General features: G+C 68.7%; 18 protein-coding genes. 7 read left to right on the forward strand and 11 right to left on the reverse strand.

Annotation, left to right across the window (positions count from 1 at the left end; all coding sequences use genetic code 11):
• Positions 1-424: 424 nt before the first annotated feature.
• Positions 425-1,117 carry a response regulator transcription factor gene (locus tag ACM26Y_RS03400; RefSeq protein WP_003935897.1) on the reverse strand — a complete coding sequence of 231 codons (693 nt, stop codon included), beginning with the start codon at positions 1,115-1,117 and terminating at the stop codon, positions 425-427.
• Positions 1,114-2,355, reverse strand: coding sequence for a sensor histidine kinase (locus ACM26Y_RS03405; protein ID WP_003935896.1), 1,242 nt, complete (start codon positions 2,353-2,355; stop codon positions 1,114-1,116). Before ACM26Y_RS03405 ends, ACM26Y_RS03400 begins: the two co-directional genes overlap by 4 nt.
• A 229-nt stretch (positions 2,356-2,584) precedes the next feature.
• Between ACM26Y_RS03405 and ACM26Y_RS03410 the strand changes: the two genes are divergently transcribed.
• Together ACM26Y_RS03410 and ACM26Y_RS03415 are read left to right on the forward strand one after the other, a co-directional pair.
• Positions 2,585-2,980: a DUF6223 family protein gene (locus ACM26Y_RS03410; protein WP_416062643.1), complete on the forward strand. Its 396-nt coding sequence runs from the start codon at positions 2,585-2,587 to the stop codon at positions 2,978-2,980.
• Positions 2,981-3,066: 86 nt separating this feature from the next.
• On the forward strand, positions 3,067-4,575 hold the full coding sequence (locus ACM26Y_RS03415; protein ID WP_416062644.1) for a protein adenylyltransferase SelO: 1,509 nt from the start codon (positions 3,067-3,069) through the stop codon (positions 4,573-4,575).
• 165 nt (positions 4,576-4,740) lie between these two features.
• Here ACM26Y_RS03415 and ACM26Y_RS03420 read toward each other — a convergent pair whose 3' ends face one another.
• Positions 4,741-5,385 carry a dihydrofolate reductase family protein gene (locus tag ACM26Y_RS03420; RefSeq protein ID WP_416062645.1) on the reverse strand — a complete coding sequence of 215 codons (645 nt, stop codon included), beginning with the start codon at positions 5,383-5,385 and terminating at the stop codon, positions 4,741-4,743.
• Positions 5,386-6,059: 674 nt separating this feature from the next.
• On the opposite strand from ACM26Y_RS03420, the gene ACM26Y_RS03425 reads away from it, so the two are divergent.
• From ACM26Y_RS03425 to ACM26Y_RS03440, 4 genes are all read left to right on the forward strand, one after another.
• Complete coding sequence (locus ACM26Y_RS03425) at positions 6,060-6,716, forward strand: TetR/AcrR family transcriptional regulator (RefSeq protein WP_416062646.1); 657 nt, start codon at positions 6,060-6,062, stop codon at positions 6,714-6,716.
• Between the two features lie 29 nt (positions 6,717-6,745).
• Positions 6,746-8,005, forward strand: a complete 1,260-nt coding sequence (locus ACM26Y_RS03430; RefSeq protein ID WP_416062647.1) for a hemerythrin domain-containing protein — start codon at positions 6,746-6,748, stop codon at positions 8,003-8,005.
• 458 nt (positions 8,006-8,463) lie between these two features.
• Complete coding sequence (locus ACM26Y_RS03435; protein ID WP_416062648.1) at positions 8,464-9,795, forward strand: class I SAM-dependent methyltransferase; 1,332 nt, start codon at positions 8,464-8,466, stop codon at positions 9,793-9,795.
• Between the two features lie 207 nt (positions 9,796-10,002).
• A complete protein-coding gene (locus tag ACM26Y_RS03440; protein WP_289377196.1) occupies positions 10,003-10,380 on the forward strand; it encodes a VOC family protein in 378 nt (125 codons plus the stop codon).
• Between the two features lie 265 nt (positions 10,381-10,645).
• Here ACM26Y_RS03440 and ACM26Y_RS03445 read toward each other — a convergent pair whose 3' ends face one another.
• From ACM26Y_RS03445 to ACM26Y_RS03480, 8 genes are all read right to left on the reverse strand, one after another.
• Positions 10,646-11,011 (reverse strand): histone-like nucleoid-structuring protein Lsr2, encoded by a 366-nt coding sequence (locus ACM26Y_RS03445; protein WP_289377199.1) that lies wholly within the window; start codon positions 11,009-11,011, stop codon positions 10,646-10,648.
• A gap of 344 nt (positions 11,012-11,355) precedes the next feature.
• Positions 11,356-11,478: a hypothetical protein gene (locus tag ACM26Y_RS03450; protein ID WP_416062649.1), complete on the reverse strand. Its 123-nt coding sequence runs from the start codon at positions 11,476-11,478 to the stop codon at positions 11,356-11,358.
• A 498-nt stretch (positions 11,479-11,976) separates the two neighbouring features.
• Positions 11,977-12,258 (reverse strand): GlsB/YeaQ/YmgE family stress response membrane protein, encoded by a 282-nt coding sequence (locus tag ACM26Y_RS03455; protein WP_003935883.1) that lies wholly within the window; start codon positions 12,256-12,258, stop codon positions 11,977-11,979.
• 383 nt (positions 12,259-12,641) lie between these two features.
• Entirely contained in the window at positions 12,642-13,487 is an 846-nt protein-coding gene (locus ACM26Y_RS03460; RefSeq protein WP_289377204.1) for a sulfurtransferase, read from the reverse strand.
• 418 nt (positions 13,488-13,905) lie between these two features.
• Entirely contained in the window at positions 13,906-14,199 is a 294-nt protein-coding gene (locus tag ACM26Y_RS03465) for a transposase (protein ID WP_289377206.1), read from the reverse strand.
• Positions 14,200-14,845: 646 nt separating this feature from the next.
• Positions 14,846-15,652, reverse strand: a complete 807-nt coding sequence (locus ACM26Y_RS03470; RefSeq protein WP_371384555.1) for an ABC transporter permease — start codon at positions 15,650-15,652, stop codon at positions 14,846-14,848.
• A complete protein-coding gene (locus ACM26Y_RS03475) occupies positions 15,649-16,575 on the reverse strand; it encodes an ATP-binding cassette domain-containing protein (protein WP_289377210.1) in 927 nt (308 codons plus the stop codon). The genes ACM26Y_RS03470 and ACM26Y_RS03475 overlap by 4 nt, the downstream gene beginning before the upstream one ends.
• Positions 16,576-17,476: 901 nt before the next feature.
• Positions 17,477-17,683 (reverse strand): zinc-ribbon domain-containing protein, encoded by a 207-nt coding sequence (locus tag ACM26Y_RS03480; protein WP_003935877.1) that lies wholly within the window; start codon positions 17,681-17,683, stop codon positions 17,477-17,479.
• 133 nt (positions 17,684-17,816) lie between these two features.
• Between ACM26Y_RS03480 and ACM26Y_RS03485 the strand changes: the two genes are divergently transcribed.
• The gene (locus tag ACM26Y_RS03485; protein WP_003935876.1) at positions 17,817-18,101 is read left to right on the forward strand and encodes an MGMT family protein; all 285 of its coding nucleotides are present in this window, start codon (positions 17,817-17,819) and stop codon (positions 18,099-18,101) included.
• The last annotated feature ends 43 nt before the right edge of the window (positions 18,102-18,144 follow it).

Here is an 18,144-nt window from a genome sequence, read left to right on the forward strand (position 1 = left end):
GTCGCCGGCCAGACCGCGCACGTCACCCAGTGGGGATGGGTCATTCCTGTCCTCACTGCCTGCCGGCTCGACGAGAAGACACGTGACGACGTCGTACCCCGTCACGGACTCGAGGTCGCCGGAGGTCCATCGGAAACTGCAACTCGACCTGCTCGGCCCGCGGGCTCCGCACGCACCGCCGCGATCGCCGCCGGAAGTCCGATTTTCGTCATCGATACCTCCAACAGTCGCTCGTTGTGCTTTCAGCGCCCGCCACTCGCCCGACTGGTCCAGGATTGTCCGTAGCAGAACCAGAACGAGCCCCGTGGTTGGGACGATATGTCCTGGGGGAGCTTGGTGACAGGGTCCAATGGCCCCCTCCGGATCTCTCCGCGTGCCTGGCGCAGCGGAGAAGATCCGGAGCAAGGGGCGACGGGCTGATCGCTTACGGCTTCACAAGTCCTGTTCGGTAGGCGACGACGACCAGTTGCGCGCGGTCGCGAGCCCCGAGTTTCACCATGGCGTGGCTGACGTGGGTTCGGGCGGTGGCCGGGCTGAGGCAGAGTTCGGCGCCGATTTCCTTGTTGCTCATACCCATACCTACGAGCGTCAGAACCTCGCGTTCCCGGTCGGTGAGAACCTCGAGCCGATGATCGGCGGCCTTGTCGGCGGTGCGCTGGGCGGTGAACTGGGCGATGAGGCGGCGCGTGATGCGCGGCGCGAGCAGAGCTTCTCCGGCGGCGATCACGCGGATACCGTGCAGGAGCTCGGCGGGGCCGGCGTCCTTGAGCAGGAAGCCGCTGGCGCCGGCCTGCAAGCCTTCGAAGACGTAGGCATCGGTGTCGTAGGTGGTCAGGATGAGGATGCGTACGTGCTGGAGCCCGGCGGTGGTGGCGATCTGCCGGGTGGCCTCGATCCCGTCCATCTTCGGCATCCGGATATCCATGAGGACGACATCCGGGCGCACGGCTCGGGCCTGCTCCACGGCCTCGGCGCCGGTTGCGGCTTCCCCGACTACCGTGATGCCGTCCTCGACCTCGAGCAGGATCCTGAAACCGGATCGCACGAGATGCTCGTCGTCGACGAGCAGCACCTTGATGGGAGCGTCGGGGCCGGATGCGCCCGTCACCGCATTCATACGTTCACCGTTCCGGTCGGGGCCAAGGGCAGCCGGGCGGTGACGGCGAAGCCACCGCCGGGGAGCGGACCGGCGTCGAAGTCTCCGCCCAGCAGGTGGCAACGCTCGCGCATCCCCACGATCCCGTGGCCGCGTGTGTCCGTGCCGGCCAACCTGTCGTCGGCACGGTCGGCTGCCCCCTCGGTGTCCCCACCCGTGCGCGGGCCGTCGTTCGTCACACGGACTTCCACCGCGTCGGGGCCGTAGTTCAGTACGACCGCGACCCGGGTCGGGCCCACATGGCGGATCACATTGGTGATCGACTCCTGCAGGATCCGGTACACGGCGCTGCCGACCGCGCCGGGTACGGGCGGAGGGGGCGAGATCGTTTCCAACTCGACGTCGAGCCCGGCTTCGCGCGCCCTGGCGGTGAGTTCGCCGACCTGCCCCAGACCCGGGGGTGGAAGGCGGTCGTCGTGGTCGTCGCGAAGGACTCCGAGGATGGCCCGCATCTCCTGCAGTGCCCGGGAACTGGTTTGCTCGATGATCTCGAGCGTTCGGCGCGCTTGTTCGGGTCGCTTGTCCAGCACGTGCGCGGTGACACCGGATTGGACGTTGATGACGGCGATGGCGTGCGCGACGGTGTCGTGGACCTCACGCGCGATCCTGAGCCGTTCCTCGTCGACCCGGGCGCGTGCTTCGTCCTCACGGGAGCGTTCTGCCAGTTCGGCGCGCTCGAGCGCTTCCTCCGCGATGACTCTCCTCGAGCGGACGCTCTCCCCGAGGGCGGCACTCATGCCCGCGGCGCCGATCCGGAAGTACACCCAGCCGACCGCGGCCGGGGGTTCGATGTCGGCCGCGGCGGTCAGCCACACCGCGGACAGTGCTGCAATGCCCACCCCGGCCGTCACCAGCGAGCGACGTCCGTCGCCGTAGGCGGTGAGGGTGTAGAGGGCCACGAACAAACCCAGCCATCCCGGGCCGTCCGGGAAATCGAGCGCGTAGTACACCATGCTGGCGAGCGCGGTCACGACGAACACTGCGACGGGCCGGCGGCGGCGCCAGAACAGGACTGCGCCACCGGCGATCAACAACAGATAGCCGAGATTTCCGAGGTCGGACAGCGGACGCAGCACTGCCTCGGGTTCCCCGCTGTTGCGGACGACGGTTCCCTGGACCTGCATCACCGCGATGAATACCGCCAGCAGCGCATCCTGCGCCCAGGCGGGCGGGCGGAACAACGTGACGCGCTCCTGCATGGCGTGATCATATGGCTCCGGGTCGGGGAGACAACTCCTCCGAACTGCGCAGTCGCCTACGTCGAGGAGCGTGATTACGCGCGAGCGACTTACGTCGAACTGCGTATCCGCCGCCGCCCGCCGCCCGAGGACACCGCGCTGCCGAGACGCGACGATCGAGTGTGTCCGCTCGACGCCGCAGGCCTCCCGGAGGGCGGCCGGAGCCGTCGCTCGACCGAAAGGAACCGCAATGACTGTCCTCGACTTGCTTGCCGCACCGGCGATGACACCGGTCCCCGTTCTCGCCGCCGGTTACGAAGTCGGCGTCGGACGAACCGTGCCCACAGCGGCAGCCGTACTGGGCTTGATCAGCGCCGTCGCCGGTGGGCTGGCTCTGGCCCGATACCGCCGGCCCGGCACCGGACGGGCCCGGGCGATCGTGGCCGTGGTGCTGGGGTCGCTCAGCGTGATCGCCGGTGGGTTGCACGGGGTCAACTCCGCCGGGGGTCTCGGCACCGGCAACGGGCTCGCCGGTGCCGTCGTCGCCGTGGCGCTGGGGCTGATCGGCACGATCCTCGGTGGGCTGGCTCTGGCCCGCTCTCGTCGCCGATCCGGCCATGACTCCGGTCCCGTGCCCGCGTCGTGAACTCGGCCCTTCCGTCCGCCGCCACGGGGTGCTGCGAGGCGACCGGCGCTGCCGACGGCCGGTAGCGCGGTGGTTACCCTCGATTGATGACTGCATTCCCGGAGTCCACGCCGAGCACGAACCCGGCGATCGCCGGATTCGAAAGCACGTTTGCCGACGAGCTGGGTGCTCTGGCGGTGCCGTGGCAGGGCGTTCATGCTCCCGACCCGCAGTTGCTGGTGCTCAACGAGCAGCTCGCCGCGTCGCTGCGATGGGACGTGGCGGTGCTGCGGAGCGAGGTCGGGGTCGGGGTGCTGTCCGGATCGACGACACCGGCCGGGGCCACACCGGTGGCGATGGCGTATGCGGGACATCAGTTCGGCGGGTATACACCATTGCTCGGGGACGGCCGGGCGTTGCTGCTCGGCGAAGTGGTGGGCAGTGACGGTCGGCGGATGGATCTGCACCTGAAGGGTTCGGGGCCCACGCCGTTCTCCCGAGGCGGTGACGGCTTCGCGGTCCTCGGCCCGATGCTGCGCGAATACCTGGTCAGCGAGGCCATGCATGCCCTCGGTATTCCCACGACGCGCGCGCTGTCGGTGGTCGCGACGGGGCGTCGTGTGCGCCGAGACGGCGCCGAGCCCGGTGCCGTGCTCGCCCGGGTCGCGGCCAGTCACCTGCGGGTCGGCACCTTCGAACTCGCGGCCCGACAGGAGGGAGTCCTGCAGCGGCTGGCCGACTACGCGATCGCCCGCCACTACCCGGAGACGGCCGAGCTGCCGGCGACAGGTGCGGGCAGTCGCTACCTGGCATTCTTCGAAGCGGTGGTCGAGGCACAGGCAGCACTGGTGGCGCAGTGGACGCTCATCGGTTTCGTGCACGGGGTGATGAACACCGACAACACGACCATTTCGGGACAGACCATCGACTACGGTCCGTGCGCCTTCCTCGATGCGTTCGACCCGACGGCGGTGTTCAGTTCGATCGATCACAGCGGCCGTTATGCGTTCGGCCACCAGCCCGCTGTCCTGAAGTGGAACCTGGCCCGCTTCGCGGAAACGCTGCTGCCGCTGATCGACTCCACACCGGAGAACGCGATTGCGGCGGTGTCGGCAGTCCTCGACACCTTCGAGGAGCGATACGAGGGCCACTACGCGGCCGGGATGGCGGCCAAGCTCGGGGCGTCCGGCATGCTCCTCGACCGTGCGCTCGTCGACGACCTGCTGAGGCTGATGGCCGAACACGGCGCCGACTGGACGGGCAGCTTCCGTGCGCTCGCGGACGAGCTGCGCGGACATTCGGCGCCGCTGCACGCCCTGGTCCCGCGCGAGCGCATCGGGCCCTGGGTGCAACGCTGGCGTGGCACGCTGACCACGCAGGGGCGCGGGGCGGCGGCGGCCGCGGAGGCGATGGACCGGGTGAACCCGCTGTACATCCCGCGCAATCATCAGGTCGATGCCGCCTTGCGTGCCGCGACCGACGGTGAGTTCGCCGCGTTCGAGAAGCTGCTCGAGGTCGTCACACATCCGTTCGACCGCCGCGACGAGTGGACCGACTACACCACACCCGCCCCGCCGTCGTTCAACGCGACGTTCCGAACCTTCTGCGGCACATGACGTCCCGAGTACACGCCGCTGGGCGCGGCCGTGTTCGGGTCGGGGGACTCCCTCGCCGGTGATGCGCCGACGGGAACGACGGCGGTGTCGTCGTTCCCGTCCGCTCAGTTCGTGGTGTCGCCGACCTGGCGGAGGCACCGCGGAGGACACGGACCCAGGGCGGCTTCAGCCGTCCCGCCCGACGCCGCGGTCGGGTGCGCTCATGTCCCCGGTACCGGGTATGCCCTCGGCGAGCGCGTAGCGCAGGTACACGGTGCCCGTCGGGCCGGCGACCGGCGGTGCGAGGAGGGTGAGGTTGGTCGGCACCGCGCCGGCCTCGAACACCTTCTTCCCGACGCCGAGCACGATCGGGTGCACCCACAGGTCGAGCCGGTCGAAGAGTTTCTCGCGCAGCAGGGTCTGGACCAGATCCAGACTCCCGACAACCTTGACGTGCTCGTGCCGGTCCCGGATCTCGCGCACCGCGGCGACCAGATCCGGGCCGAGCTGCGTGGATCCGGCCCAGGAGAGGTCGGGCCGGCCGCGGGAGGCCACGTACTTCGGGACGCGGTTGAAGAGCGTGGCAATCTCGTGGTCCTCTCCGCTGTCCTGGTGCGGCCAGTAGGCGGCGAAGATGTCGTAGGTCCGGCGGCCGAGCAGCAGGGCGTCGGTGCCTTCGTAGGCGGCCCCGATCTGCGCGCCGGTGACCTCGTCGAGCAGCGGTGCCTGCCAGCCGCCGAACGGGAACCCTTCCGGGTCTTCGTCGGGGCCGCCGGGTGCCTGTCCGACGAGGTCGAGGGTGGTGAACAGTTCGATGTCGATCAGGCCCATGGCTCAGCTCCCGGTGAGATGGTGTGTCTCGGTCGTAAAGGTAGACCCGCGGGCGTGGGCGGATTCATCGCTCGCCACGGCGCCCAGTGTGTCGACCGGCTGAGGCTGCCCCATGGGCCGGATACCTCGGCAATGGTTCGAGCGCCGCGGTGCGAATCGTCGGGAACTGCGTCGGAACGGTCGTCGACGGTAATGCCCACGCGGTCGGCCGGGGGACCGGTGGGGGCATCCGTCAGGGCGCGCCACGGACACTCGGGCGGAGTCGTCGCTGCACGTGCTGTGGCAGGTCGATGCCCGCAGCACACGCCCGACACGGGGCAGCTATCGGACGAGTCGGACCTCGGCCAGAGGAGCGTCCGGGAAGGTCTTGTCGGTTCCGCCGGGCATGAACCCGTGATCCGTTCTGGGGACGAAGTCGTGGGTCGGGGATAGGCGTCTGCCGACTCGGCGGAGGGGAGCGCCGTGGTGTGGCGGCTGCGGTGCTCGGTCGATCCGTTGCAGGACGGAGCGTCGAGTTCCCGGTTTGTGGGCAGCGGGACAGGGGGGCGTGCAACGGGCCGGTCCGAGGTGACGAATGGGCTGGCCCTGTGGAGGTATTCGCGTACGAACAGGTGTGCCCCGAATTTCACTGGAACGATGTTGTATCGAAAACGCAGACGTTCTAGAATCGGGGCATGTCCACGGTCGAGCACGACTCGACGGCCGGCGGCTCCGGAACCCGCCGGTACCGCTCTTCGCTGCGCCGGAGGCAGGCAGCCCAGACACGGGCGGTCGTCCTCGAGGCCGCCACCCGGTTGTTCGCCGAGCGCGGCTGGGTCGGCACCGGGATGAGGGATGTCGCGCGGGCCGCGGGGGTGTCCGTCGAAACCGTGTACGCGACGTTCGGATCCAAGGCGGATCTGCTGAAGTGGGCGCTGGAGGTAGCCGTCGTCGGTGACGATGCGCCGGTGCCGTTGGCCGCCCGGCCCGTCTACACGGCGATCGGTGCCGGGCGCACGACCGGCGAGCGCATCGAGATCACCGTACGCATGGTTGGCCTGATCAACGCGCGCCTCCATCGCCTGGCCGCGGCACTGCGCCAGGGGGCGACGGTCGATCCCACGCTCGCCGCGGTGGGCGCCGACCTGGAGGCGCAGCGCAGGCGCTCGATCACCGACGTTGCCGGCGTGATTCTGGGCCGCCGTCCTGATCCCGGTCAGGTCGACGAACTGTGGGTCCAGACCGGCGACCAGGTCTACGCCCTCTTCATCGAGGGATGCGGCTGGAGTCGGGTCCGCTACGAGGCGTGGCTCATCGACCGCATCGAAGAAATTCTCGACCGCCCGGGGTGAGACTCGGGCGCTGTTGTCTGGAGTAGGTCATGACAACCGACACTCTGCCCCCTGCCGACACGCGGATCATGCGTATCGTGCACAGCGCGCTGCGCCGCGATCTGGCGCGCGCCGCCCAGGTGCTGCGGACCGAGCCTGCGCCCGAACGGACCCAGCGGGTCGCCCTGGCCGATCATCTGGTGTGGATGATGCAGTTCCTGCACCTGCACCACAGCGGTGAGGATCAGGGACTGTGGCCCCTGGTCCGCGCCGTGAACCCGGCCGCCGAGGCCCTGCTCGACGCGATGGACGCCGACCATGCGCGGATCGGTCCAGAGATCGAACGGGTGACCGCCGCGGCGGCCGACTACCGTGCCGATCCCGCAGCCCGGGAAGATCTGCTGCGTGCCCTCACCGCACTCGAACAGGTGCTGCTGCCGCATCTCCAGCGCGAAGAGGACGAGATGATGCCGGTCGTCGCACGGACCCTGACCCGTGATCAATGGGACGAGGTGGAGCAGCGGGTGTTCATCGCCTCGAAGACGAAGCGGGAGTTGGGGATCGAAGCGCACTGGGTGGTCGACGGGGTCGATCGGGACGACTACGCCGTCGCCGTCGGCAAGGTCGGTCCCGCCACCCGGTTCCTGCTGCTGCATGCGTTCGCGCGACCGTATCGGCGGGCATGCGCCGCTCGGTGGGGCGCCGACGTCGATGTGGGCCCGCGGCTGCACCGGCCGCCCCGCACCGACGGGTCGGTGGAACTGTGGATCGACGCCCCGGCCCGGCAGCTGTGCGACGCGGTCGCCGACGTCACACGCATCGGCGAGCGCAGTCCCGAGTGCCGCAGCTGCGAGTGGCTGCCGGGGCGGCCGCCGGGGACAGTGGGGGCCCGCTTCCGCGGACGCAACCGCGCCCACCACATGCGCTGGTCCCGGGTCTGCGAGGTGATCGCCGCCGATCCCGGCGAGCGGTTCGAATTCCGAACCGTCTCGGATCGGCGCAACCCGCTGTACCACGACTCGACCACCTGGTCCTACGTGTTCCGGGCGGACGGCCACGGGACCCGTGTGACGCATTCGTACCGGATCGACGTACTGCCGTACCGTCCGCTGCTCGCGCTCTACTCCCGCCTGCACCCGCAGCACCAGGACATGCGGCCACAGATGCGACAGAACCTGGAGACGCTGCGGCGGCAGGCCCACGCCGGCATGCCTTCGGGGTCGGCTCGGCTGCGGACGCCCGTCGGGCAGCGGCTCGAGGGCGGGGACCGTCAGGAGTTCGCTGGATCCGGCTCCGACACAGGGGATTGATTGCTGTTCGGGATGATGTGCCCTGCGCCGGTGCCACCCGGATGATTCGCGATGGGCAGCAGTCCGCGTGAACGGAACCGACGAGTAGGTCGAGATCTCTGCCCAGCGGGACGTCCGAGACCGGGGGGTCACCTGCCGGGATGACAACCGAGATTCCCGACGTCGACGTGGCGACGTCCGGACCCGGGTCGGTCGACGGTCTCCCGGTGTTGTCGACGCCGTCGGCGTGAGCGCAGCCCTACCGGCTCACAGCCGGTTCCTCGGCGAGGTCCGGCACGCGAAGACGCGGTGGTGACGTGCGGAAAGTGGTGTGATGGTGTGCGGCGAGGGGTTGCCTCGACACCCTCGACGAGGGGGGCGGGAGGTCGGGGCGGGTCGACCGTGCCGGTCGGCACGACGTGGGACGTGAACCGAGCCGGCGCGATGGCGGACGGATCCCACGCGGGATGGAGGTGGCTATGACGGTGGCGGAGACGGTGGCGCCGTTGGTGCGTGCGGTGCTCGGCACGCAGGTGCCGGTGGGGATCAAAGGTTGGGACGGTAGCCGCAGCGGGCCGCCAGACGCCCCATGGCAGGTGCACCTGGTCAACCGGCGGGGGTTGCGGCGGTTGCTGTGGGCACCCGACGACCTCGGTTTCGCACGGGCCTACGTCTGCGGCGACATCGACATCGAGGGCGACCTGCTCGCCGGCCTGGAGGCGCTCGAGCAGGTGTCGGATCCGAGCCGTGGCCCCGGCGTCCGGATCGACGGGCACACGAAGAAGGCACTGTTGACGGCGGCGCTGCGGCTGGGGATCCTCGGTCTGCCACCGAAGCCGCCGGCGGAGGAGATGACCCCGGCGCGCGGGCGCCGGCACGACAAGGGGCGCGACGCCGCCGCGATCAGTCACCACTACGACGTCGGCAACGACTTCTACCGCCTCGTGCTCGGCGAGTCGATGACCTACTCGTGCGCGTACTGGGGGCAGCCGAGCGCGGATCTGGATGCGGCCCAGTACGCCAAATGCGATCTGGTGGCCCGCAAACTCGGTCTGACGCCTGGCATGCGGGTACTCGACGTCGGCTGCGGGTGGGGGACCTTCGCACTGCACGCGGCCCGTCACTACGGCGCGCGTGTCGTCGGTGTGACCCTGTCCCGGGAGCAGGCGGACTATGCCCGTGCGCGGATGGTCGGCGCGGGCGTGGACGAGTCGGTGCAGATCCGGGTCCAGGACTATCGCGACGTCACCGACGGCCCCTACGACGCGATCGCGAGCATCGGCATGGCCGAGCACGTCGGTGCCGCAATGCTGGCGACCTATGCCGCGGACCTGTTCGCGCTGCTGCGCCCGCAGGGGCGGCTGCTCAATCATGCGATCTCGCGGCGACCGGGCACCTCGGCCACATTCTCCAAAACCTCGTTCATCGACCGCTATGTGTTCCCGGACGGGGAGATCCTGCCGCTCGCGACGATGGTCGAGGCGCTCGAAGGGGCCGGTTTCGAAGTGCGCGACGTCGAGTCGCTGCGCGAGCACTACGCGGCGACGCTGCGCGCGTGGGTGGGGAACCTGGAGGCGAACTGGGACGAGGCGGTCGCACACAGCAGCGCCGGGCGGGCCCGGGTGTGGCGGCTGTACATGGCCGGTGCGGCGTTGAGTTTTGCGGCGAACCGGCTCGGGATCAATCAGGTCCTGGCAGTCAAGTGCACCGACCGAGGCCGCAGCGGCATGCCCGGCACCCGCACCGAACTACTGCAGCCAGCAGTGCCCGCACCGAAATCCTCTCCGCCGGAACACCTTCACTCCCAATGAGTGTTGTTCTCGACGTATCCGAGCGCATCGCAGCCTGCGGACGTGCAGTGATCATCGACGTGCACTCCTCCCCACTCCGTCCCTCCGGCTTGCCCGGCTACGGTGTGGGTGACGACCGTGTACCGAGCCGGCCGGACTGCCGCGACCGCGTCGGTGCGACCGGCACGTGGCCGCCCTTTGTCCCATGGATTTCAGGAGAAGTGCTCAATGTCGGTGCAGTTGAACCACACCATCGTCCACGTCCGTGACCGCGCAGCTTCGGCGCGGTTCTATGCAGACATTCTCGGGCTCCCGGCCCCGGAACCCTTCGGCCATTTCATGGTCCTGCCGCTGAGCAACGACGTCTCGTTGGACTTCCTCGACGTTCGTCGGGACATCTCGCCCCAGCACTACGCCTTCCTGGTCTCGGAGGACGAGTTCGACCGGATCTTCGAGCGAATCACGCAGCGGGGCTTGGACTACTGGGCTGATCCCGGGCATCAGCAGCCCGGCACGATCAATCACAACGACGGCGGCCGGGGCGTGTACTGGTCCGACCCGGACGGGCACAACCTGGAGATCATCACCCGCCCCTATGGCGGCTGACCGACGATCGGCAAACAGGGCGCATCTTTCGGTTGAGGGGAGCGGGGCTGACTACGACTGGCGCGGAGGTGAATCCGGCCTGCCGGAGTCGAGTTTCCGATCAAGTTGCGGATCCTGTCGAACGATGTGGCGCGGGCCCCTGGGAAGATCTGCGCCGGGGCGTCGGTCAGTGTGTCCGCGTGTGGGGTCCGGCAGGGGAGTGTGGGCAGTGGGTGTCCGCGCGGCCATGGGCACGCGGTCGGGTGAAGTCGTTCGGCGGCGGTGGTCAGCGATGGGCCGCCTCGAACTGGTCGATCACACGCTGGGGAATGCGGCCGCGGTCGGAGACTTGGTAGCCGTGGGTCTTGGCCCAGGCGCGGATGGCGGCGAGCTGCTCTTTCGTCCCGGCGACGGTCTTGTGGCGCTTCCGGGCGCCGGTGACGGGGGGCCGGCGGGTCGCGTCACGCTTCTGGCGTTGGGCGATGGTGATCCAGTGGGTGAGGTCTTTGCGGAAGGCGTCGGCGTTGGCCGGCCGCAGGTCGAGTTCGTATGTGACACCGTCGACGGTGAATTCGAAGGTTTGGGCCAAGCCGTCGTCGATCGGTTTGCCGTCGAGATCGTCGTAATAGGTGACAATGGTGCGTCGTGCCACAATCCCCGTCCTTTCCTGTCCATCGTATCCACTTGCCACCGTATCGATATCCGACGCTCCAGCTCGAACAGCCGGGGCCAGTGCACATCCTGGATCCTGGCGATGCGCGGAACGTGCGGGAAACGAGTCACCTGTCGACACGGGTGAGTGGACTGTCCACGGTATCGGTCCACGCCGGACCCGACGTGTGGTTTGTCCGATGTAGTGATGCCCGCACTGTGCGTTCCGGTCGGTTCGGTGTGCCACCGCGGCGAGGCTGGACGGGGGACCGGGTAGTGCGAAGTGTGCGGCGGCGCTGGTCGAGCATCGCGGCGCGGTGCTTGGCGCCGGCAATCGTCTGGTGTCTATGCCGGCGCGGGTGAGCACATCGCAGATCGTGCCGACGTGGTGGTGCGGGACCGGAGCCGGGCGGTGGCGACGAGGGTGGCGGCGGCGCGGCCGGCGGCCACGGCCACAACCCGGTCCACGCGGATGTGGTGCTCGCGTAACGCTTCTCGGCTGGCGGCGGTGGCGAGGGCGTGGTGCAGTCGATGGTGCCGGCTGGTGCGGCCGGACCAGATGGAGACGCGGGCGTGCTGACCGTCCGGCCGCGTGGCCGAACGGTCTTCCTCGGCGACTCCATCAGCTGGCGTCGCGCCGCTCCGACTGCTCCGCTGCGGGCCCGTCGTAGGGATTGGCGCTGCGCCGATCGGTTCCGAACTCGGCGTTGAAGCAGGCGTCGACATTCGAGGCGTGGTATCCCTCGGCCCAGGCCCGGCGCAACGCCTACCGCAGGGCTTCGACCTCGACGGTGCCGACACCGGGAGGGAGGACCTCCACATCCTGACGTCGACGTGGGCGACGCCGCGGTTGTCCGGTCATGGCCTCCCTCCGCAACTGCAGCGGCCGATCCTGTGGTCGAGAGGGCGTCGACCTCGACCGAGCTCACCTGGAGCAGGCGTCCGCTCTGTCGACGCCGAGCATCCTCAGCGGTAGTGGTGTGCGTGGCGTCGCCCGGTGACGGCCTTGACCACGAACAACAGCAGCGCCGCTCCGAGCAGGCAGGTCAGGAAGCTGAAGATCAGTCCGCCGCCCGCGACGTCGACCCCGAGCAGACTCAGTAGGAAGCCGCCGAGGAGGCCGCCGACGACGCCGACGACGATGTTGAGCAGAATTCCTTGTTGTTCGTCGGTGTGCATGATCTTGCTGGCGATCCAGCCGGCCAGTCCGCCGATGATGATCCAGCCGATGATTCCGAGTCCTAGCATTGCGGATGTCCTTTCCGGGGCACCGGCGAGATACCCTGCCGGTGCTGCTGGCACGTCGAACCGGATGTCAACGGCCTATGTTGCATCGAATACCCTCGACTGCGGTAACCCACACCTGCCCACAGGCACCCTGCCGGATCCCCCACCCGGTGTCACTGCCCCAGATTTCGTGGCGCGCCGGTGCCACTTTCGGAGGGTCGTCTCACGTGAGCTTTGAAGCGTGCCTCGACCCAAGCCTGTGGGGCCGGGTCCGCACCCACGCTGAGGTGCATTGCCTGATGCTGGGCCGCAGACCAGCGCGACTGGCGGCGGTGTGACGCACCGTTGGTTTCCCGCGTCGGTTCGCCTGGTCGGCGCGTTTGCCGGTGCTGCGTATTGCCTCGCTACGAGCCCGTTTCGAGCGGCAGGTGCCGATCGGCGCACCACTCGAGCAGTCCGCCCTCGTAGATGGCGACATGTGGGTGGCCCAGACGGACGAGGACGTGCGCAAGGCTCGACGCCGCGGCGCCGGCGCCGCAGTAGGTGATGACGCGTTCTGCCTCCAATGCCGAGCCGACCTTGCTGCGGAGTTCGGGGAGGGGCCGGTAGCACTGGGTGGTTCGATCGAGGATCTCCCAGGCGGTGACGTTGCGGGATCCTGGGATGTGCCCGCGTCGTCCGTACTCGTTCACGTCGCCGCGGTGTTGGCGTCGGCCCAAGGCGTTGATCAAGACCACGTCCGGGTCCTCGAGTGCCTCAAGGACCGCGTGCTTGTCGACGACCAGGTCTGGACGCGCCGTGGCGTGGAAGGTGGCGGGCGGGTACCCACAGCGTGTGGTACACACCGGATAGTCCTGCTTCTGCCAGGCTGTCCAGCCTCCGTCGAGGACAGCGGCATTGTCGAACCCGAACGTGCGCAGCATCCACCACAGCCGCGCGGCCCACATGTTCTCGCGCCGGTCGTATACGACCACCCGACTGTCGTCTGCGATGCCGAGCGCCCCTGCTCTTGCAGAGAACCACTCGGGAGTTGGCGTGGTCAGCGTCCTCTTCGGCCGGTCCGGGTCCGACAGGTCGAACAGGTTCGCGAAGGCACTTCCCGGGATGTGTCCCTGCCGCCACTCGCGTCTGCCACTGCGAATGGTGGGCACCCATAACCGCCGGGTCACCTGCACGGTGGCATCGAACACCCGCAGTCGCGGATCGTCCAGATGCTCCGCGAGCCACTGCACCGAAACCAACTCGTCCATCTTCGACCGTCCCTTCAGTCATCAGCGTGGGCCCGTCGACCTCCACCGGCAAGGGCTCAAAGGCCCCGGGTGGCCCGGAACGGCCCTTCTTCGAACCACGTTTCTTGCCGAAGACGCTCCACCACCGATTCTCGGAGCAGATCCGCCAGGCTGTGCGGTCCGACATCGGCTCGCCGGCATAGCGGGCCTCGTCAGTCAGGAGCCGGTAGCCGAATTCTTCGGTCTTCGCGGTGGGCGTCGAACAGGGCGTTCGCCCGGTACGCCTGCTCGAGTTCGGCGTCGGTGACTGGGTCGGCGCGCCACCGGTAATACGGTTGGCGTGCGCTCCCCAGGACCCGGCACGTCACCGCGACAGGGATCCCGCGGACGACCAGCTCGCGGACGAGCGGTGGGGGTACCTCCCGCTTGCGGGGGAAGATCATTTTCCCGGGAGATTTGCCTGCGACAAGTAGGCGGCGGCCCGGCGGAGCACCTCGTTCTCCTGCTCGAGCAGGCGGATGCGTCTGCGCGCTTCACGCAGTTCGGCGTTCTCACTGGCCGTGGAACCGAGCTTGATGCCGTCCTCGACGTCGGCCTTCCTCAGCCAGTTGGTCAGACAGGATTCGCTGATGCCGAAGTCTGCGGCGATCTGCCGCAGATGCTGGCCGGGTTCGCGACCTCGGGCCACCCGCACGACGTTGTCGCGGAACTCTCTCGGATAGGGCTTGGGCACGGGGTCCATCCTTCCAGCAGCGCCTGACGGCACCACAGATCAGATGTCACCTATCCGTGCAGCAGTCCCGTGGTGTACGTGTCGTCGTGCGGTTCTCCGTCGGTGACTCTGGTAGTCACGGCAGTGGCTCGTGTCCTTGCCCATGTGCTGGGGTCCCTTTCCGTCCTCGGTGCCTGTGCCTTGTCGGCGCGGTGGTGACCCCTACGAGGGTCCGCGCACCGGTACCGACGCCCGATACCGCGAAAAGGCACACCGTGCGTCCGTATCCGGGGTGCCTCGTCTCTAGGGGTGACGATGTCGAATCCCGGTGTCCCGGTTCGACGTACCGGTAGGCGCGCAGTCGAGGAGGTGAGAGCAATGCTGACCGCACACCTGCTGTCGGGCCTGACCGACGACGAGATCGAGCTGATCCTGGCGGAGGAACTGCAGCTGCTCGACGCCGTCACATGAGCGCCGTCGCCGCCCGCAGCGGGCGCACCCACTGACCTGACCGCTCTGCCGGCCCCTCGCCATTCTCCACCGGGTAGGGGCCGGCGGAGTGCCTGGCGCCGTACCGGGAACAGACCCACGAGAACCCGCCCCATCCTTTCCTGTGGAGAAAGAACGAGGCGGGTGTCTCGTGCGCGCTGCGCGGTGGGTTTTGCGTTCAGCGGGCGCGGGCCGACCGCACCAGCCGGGTGAGGACGGGGACGGCGGTCACCAGCGCCCACAATCCGAGCGCTGCGACCAGTGCGGTGACCGTGTCGGCGGCGGTGGCAGTACCGAGCACATGGCCGCGGAGGGCGTCGGTGGCGTGCGCGACCGGATTCGCCGCCGCCATCGCCTGCATCCAGCCGGGCATGGTCTCGATCGGCGCGAACGCACTCGAGACGAACATCAGCGGCATCATCACCATCATCCCGGCGAACTGGACCACGTCCGGGCGGCGCAGCCGGTCCCCGATCAGCCCGAACAACGCGCTCATCGCCCCGGCCAGCACCACCAGCACCACGACCGCGGCGACCGCATCGACGGCGGTGCCGTGGAACTGAAAACCCAGTGCGAGGGCGGCGAGTGCGAGCAGCGCGGCCCGGGCGAGGGTGAACACGCCTTCGTTGAGCGTGCGGGCCATCGCCGGCAGCGCCGTCCGCATCGGCAGGGCCGCGAAACGGTCGTGCAGACCGTTGGTGTGATCGATCGCGGCCGAAACCCCGGCGTTGGTGCCGGCCATCACGGTGGACACGGCGAGCATGGCCGGGGTGAGGAAGTCGATGTAGCTGACGCCCGGCGGGAAACCGGGTCCGGCGGTGACGCTGCGGAAGACCTGGCTGAACAACACCAGCATCGCCATCGGCATGGTCAGTGAGAACATCAGCAGCTGCGGGACGCGGGCGCTGGTGCGCAGGTTCCGGACGGTCAGAGCGGTGAGCTGGTCCCCGATCGTGGACCGCTTGATCGCGGGCATGGTGGTCATCGGTGGGCTCCGGTGGTGTGGGCGATGTGGGTGAAGACGTCGTCGAGGCTCGGGGAGGTCACGTCCAAGTCGGTGACCTCGAAGCCGCCGCGGTGCAGGTCGGCGACCAGCGCGGCCGCGGTGGGGGCGTCGTCGACGGTGACCGATACCCGAGCCCGGTCGCCGTCGACCCGCTCGGTGTCCGGGAGGAACGGCAGGACGGCGAGCCGACCTGTGGGGACGGTCGCGGTGAGGACCTTGCCGCCGACGATGCGTTTGAGTTCGGCAGGGGTGCCGCGGGCCGCGACCCGGCCGCGGCGCAGGACCACGATGTGGTCGGCGAGCCGGTCGGCTTCGTCGAGGTACTGGGTGGTGAGCACGACGGTGGTGCCCGCGCCGGTGAGCTCGTCGACGACCTCCCACAGGCCTGCGCGGGCGAGGGGGTCCAGGCCGGTGGTCGGCTCGTCCAGGAAGAGCACCGACGGGGACCCGACGAGGCTGGCGGCCAGATCGATCCGGCGGCGCGAGCCCCCGGACAGTTCCCCGACCCGGCGGGTGGCGTACTCGTGCAACCCGAGCCGATCGATCAGCGCGTCGGCCCGGGTGCGGGCGGTGCGGCGCAGCCCGGTCAGGCGGCCGATCAGTTCCAGGTTCTCGCGAGCGGTGAGAAAGTCGTCGAGACCGGCGTATTGGCCGGTCACCCCGATCCGGCGGCGGACCTCGGTGGCGTCGGCGAGCACGTCGAGGCCCTGGATCTGCACGCGGCCGATGGTGGGGCGCACCAGGGTGGTGAGGGTGCGGATCAGGGTGGTCTTGCCGGCCCCGTTGTGGCCGAGCACCCCGAGCGTGGTCCCGGCGGCGACGTCCAGGTCGATACCGTCGAGGGCCCAGGTTGTGCCGTAGGCGACGTGCAGGTCTTCGACCACCACGGCCGGGGCGCTCATCGCACACCCCCGGCAAGATCAGAGGCGAATCGGAGGGATAGGTGGGTGGTCATCGCCGGGTCCTTTCGAAGAACGGTCCGCCCCGTCCCGTTCCGGGCGAGGTCTGCTTCCTCAGACGAACCAACCGCGAGTTGGACGCACCAGTCGCCGCATCAGATCGGTCGAAACCGGCCACGCCAGTCGGCGCGGGTCGAAGGGCGGCGATAGTAGTCCCACCTGTCACACCGGAGCCTCGACTCGTTCGGCGTCCGGAGGCGGCAGCGCAGAGGGGCTGCCCCCGTGCGGCAAGTGCAACGATCTACGCCCGAATGCGCCGACGGAAAGAGACTTTCCCGCACCGAACCGGGTAGGGATGCCGCCCCGACGCACGATCGGGTGCGTGTCGTCCGTCTATCGGTGGATCGAGGTGCACATGTCAGTCCCACTCGGGACGCTCGCCTTGGTCGCCGAGGCGCTGACCGGCACCCACCCGCGGAGGTTTGCACGTTGCCGTACCTGGCGCGCGCGTTCGGCAACGACCACACCTACGCCGACAGAAAAGCCGCCGCGCCGAACACCTCCTCGCACGCACCGCAACGCGGAGTCCACGATCACCGGTAGTTCCCCGGGGCGTCGACGCCGCCGGCGACCTGCCTCCGCGCTCGGCCACCACCGGCGCAGGCAAAAGCGTTCAGCGACGGAAGATCTCGCGGGGGCGAGGCACACCTCGTCGGCGACGACGATGTCACCACCGTGACGAGTGTCGCGACATACGGAAGATTTTGTTGCATATCGATTTTCATGCGAGTGCAAGCAATGCCACTTCTTCGGAACTGCTCTGCTGCTCGGCCCGCTTCGTCGATTCCTGTATCAGATGAGCGGTCGACGTTCGCTCCGTTGGTGCCGCGTCACCGGAATGCGCTCAGATTCCGACGGCGGTGCCGCAGATGCCGCATTGCTCCAGCTGTCGGCGCTGCCATCGCGCGACCGGAACGAAGAACATCGTGAACTGCTTGAATTCCCGCATCCGTGCCCACTGTGTGGTGTTGTGGCAGCGCGGGCACGTTCGGGTCTGCCCTGAGCCGAGGTGTTGCCGCTTGGTGCCGTAGCCGAATACAAGGAACACCATGCCAGCATAGAGTGATCATCAGGAGAGGGTCACCGTTGGAACGGCCACCACGGTGGTGCGCGAACCGGACCCGATCCTGCGTTCGTAACCGGACGAGGACGGTCGTCGCGTGATTCGCGAGGAGTGAGATGAGATGAGCATCATCGACGCGGTCCGGGAGGCGGTTGTTGCCATCCCTCCGGGCTCGGTTGCCTCCTACGGCGATATCGGCAGGAGAATCGGGGCAGGTCCACGGCAGGTGGGCCGAGCGATGAGCCTGCTGGACGACGACGTTCCCTGGTGGCGCGTCGTCTACGCCGACGGAACAACCGCCTCGTGTCACGGCGGTCGTGCACCGGCACTCCTGCTCGAAGAGGGCACCGCCGTGACCGGGAAGCGGGTGGACATGCAACGCGCTCGGCATCGATGGAGGGACTGACCATCCCTGAGAATAGGTCGTTTCGAGGAGCAGTCGGTTCGAG

The sequence above is a fragment of the Rhodococcus indonesiensis genome (assembly GCF_047782815.1).
Taxonomy (GTDB): domain Bacteria; phylum Actinomycetota; class Actinomycetes; order Mycobacteriales; family Mycobacteriaceae; genus Rhodococcus; species Rhodococcus indonesiensis.

What these genes read in the sequence shown, in the direction of transcription:
- ACM26Y_RS03400 (WP_003935897.1), bottom strand. Translation starts at nt 1,117, where the DNA reads ATGAATGCGGTGACGGGCGCATCCGGCCCCGACGCTCCCATCAAGGTG.
- ACM26Y_RS03405 (WP_003935896.1), bottom strand. Translation starts at nt 2,355, where the DNA reads ATGCAGGAGCGCGTCACGTTGTTCCGCCCGCCCGCCTGGGCGCAGGAT.
- ACM26Y_RS03410 (WP_416062643.1), top strand. Translation starts at nt 2,585, where the DNA reads ATGACTGTCCTCGACTTGCTTGCCGCACCGGCGATGACACCGGTCCCC.
- ACM26Y_RS03415 (WP_416062644.1), top strand. Translation starts at nt 3,067, where the DNA reads ATGACTGCATTCCCGGAGTCCACGCCGAGCACGAACCCGGCGATCGCC.
- ACM26Y_RS03420 (WP_416062645.1), bottom strand. Translation starts at nt 5,385, where the DNA reads ATGGGCCTGATCGACATCGAACTGTTCACCACCCTCGACCTCGTCGGA.
- ACM26Y_RS03425 (WP_416062646.1), top strand. Translation starts at nt 6,060, where the DNA reads ATGTCCACGGTCGAGCACGACTCGACGGCCGGCGGCTCCGGAACCCGC.
- ACM26Y_RS03430 (WP_416062647.1), top strand. Translation starts at nt 6,746, where the DNA reads ATGACAACCGACACTCTGCCCCCTGCCGACACGCGGATCATGCGTATC.
- ACM26Y_RS03435 (WP_416062648.1), top strand. Translation starts at nt 8,464, where the DNA reads ATGACGGTGGCGGAGACGGTGGCGCCGTTGGTGCGTGCGGTGCTCGGC.
- ACM26Y_RS03440 (WP_289377196.1), top strand. Translation starts at nt 10,003, where the DNA reads ATGTCGGTGCAGTTGAACCACACCATCGTCCACGTCCGTGACCGCGCA.
- ACM26Y_RS03455 (WP_003935883.1), bottom strand. Translation starts at nt 12,258, where the DNA reads ATGCTAGGACTCGGAATCATCGGCTGGATCATCATCGGCGGACTGGCC.
- ACM26Y_RS03460 (WP_289377204.1), bottom strand. Translation starts at nt 13,487, where the DNA reads ATGGACGAGTTGGTTTCGGTGCAGTGGCTCGCGGAGCATCTGGACGAT.
- ACM26Y_RS03470 (WP_371384555.1), bottom strand. Translation starts at nt 15,652, where the DNA reads ATGACCACCATGCCCGCGATCAAGCGGTCCACGATCGGGGACCAGCTC.
- ACM26Y_RS03475 (WP_289377210.1), bottom strand. Translation starts at nt 16,575, where the DNA reads ATGAGCGCCCCGGCCGTGGTGGTCGAAGACCTGCACGTCGCCTACGGC.
- ACM26Y_RS03480 (WP_003935877.1), bottom strand. Translation starts at nt 17,683, where the DNA reads ATGGTGTTCCTTGTATTCGGCTACGGCACCAAGCGGCAACACCTCGGC.
- ACM26Y_RS03485 (WP_003935876.1), top strand. Translation starts at nt 17,817, where the DNA reads ATGAGCATCATCGACGCGGTCCGGGAGGCGGTTGTTGCCATCCCTCCG.